Raw genomic sequence first — 1505 nt, forward strand, 5'->3', positions numbered from 1 at the left:
GTTTGAGATTATCGCAGCGGCGTGAAAGGGCACGAACCACCAAATTCTATGGCGCCGCGGGAATTTGCAACAGAACCCAGATGGGTGGTGCCAGTCGGGCCTTAAGGTCCTCGTCGGCACTTGTTCGTCGTTGCAAAACGGAAGTTGCAGGCGATAGACGATCCTGCTGATGTTTCTGTTGTATTATGCGCGGGAAGAGCGCCGAATGCATAAATGCAGAAATACAAAGAAGTCCTCGATAGGTTGGATTTAATCCAGCGTGAGGTCGCGGACCTTCAAACTACCACCCTCATGCTGCTTGCGTGGCAGCGACGTTTGGGACGATCCGGGCCTCCCAGCGAAGGGATATCAGGCCATGAGTCCGGCCCTCATCGCGCCTTTCGACATCGGGGATGACGATCCCGGTCTGACCAGGCTCCGCAATCCGTTTGTACATCGTCGGCGCCGTCGCGTGCGCTGGCGGGTGTCGCGGCGCGCAGCGCAGGCGCGGAAGACGCGCGGTAGGGGCGGTGGGCCGCTTTGCCCGGCCTGCCTTGTGGTGGTTATCTCCGCGTGTCGACGCTGCGTCAGGGACGCTCTGGTCTGGGTCTCGAGGCGCAGCGCACGGCAGTGACCGAGTTTCTCGATGGAGGGCGCTGGTAGCTCAAGCAGGAACTTGTTGAGGTCGAGAGTGGCAAGCAGCTGCTTTGGGCCTCATTCCGTCAGGCCGTGATCAAAAGATTTCGGCGACGCCGTGCGACCGAGCTGAAGGCTACGAAGCTTCAGGTATCGGGGAAACCGGATGAACATCCACAGGAATTCCCGACTGACGCGGTCACTTGCGATGGCGCACCCGACGTCTCGCCCTAGTTTGATGCGTTCGCATTCGCGCGCAGACTTGAACAAGGACCCCAAAATGCTCCGTTCGATCACAGTCGCCGGCTTTATCGGCCTTGGCCTTTTACTCGCAGGCTGCAACCCTGAGTCTCAGTCGCACCGCACGCTTGGCGGCGCCGCCATTGGCGCTGGCGGTGGTGCGCTCATCGGTGGGATCGCGGGCGGCGGTCGTGGTGCCGCCATCGGTGCCCTTGCAGGTGGCGTGACCGGCGCGGTGGTCGGTCGGGCGACGACCCCAAACAACTGCATCTTCCAGGACACGAGCGGTCGCCGTTTCTCAGGTCCCTGCCCGTAAGGCGCCTGAGCACACCTGCCGGGCCAATTGGCGAGCCCACCGGCAGCATCTGGTTTCATGCACAGCCGCTCCGATGGGGCGGCTGTTGCGCGTGGGTGCTGACAGGGCAACCCAGCCGGGAGCAGACCGTCGCGCAGGCGACGGGGACGCAAGCTTGTACGGGGCCGGGAGACGCGCGGGCATCGGGCGCGGGTCAGGCACCGTCTTGACGGCTCCAGTAGGTCAGGCGCGTTGCCGGACGTCCCACGTGGGCGCGCTGCGCCGAAAGGTCAGCGCAGCTGGCGGCGGATGCGGTCCTTCTCGGCGGGGTCGGATTTAACCTTCACGCCAACCG

1 protein-coding gene is annotated in these 1505 nt (G+C 63.5%); it reads left to right on the forward strand.

The genetic code is table 11. The annotated features are described in order from the left end of the window. Positions 1-895 precede the first annotated feature (895 nt). Positions 896-1171, forward strand: coding sequence for a YMGG-like glycine zipper-containing protein (locus tag AC1D34_RS37520; RefSeq protein WP_476770870.1), 276 nt, complete (start codon positions 896-898; stop codon positions 1169-1171). Positions 1172-1505: the final 334 nt, after the last annotated feature.

This window comes from Allobosea sp. P1_A7 (assembly GCF_056406775.1).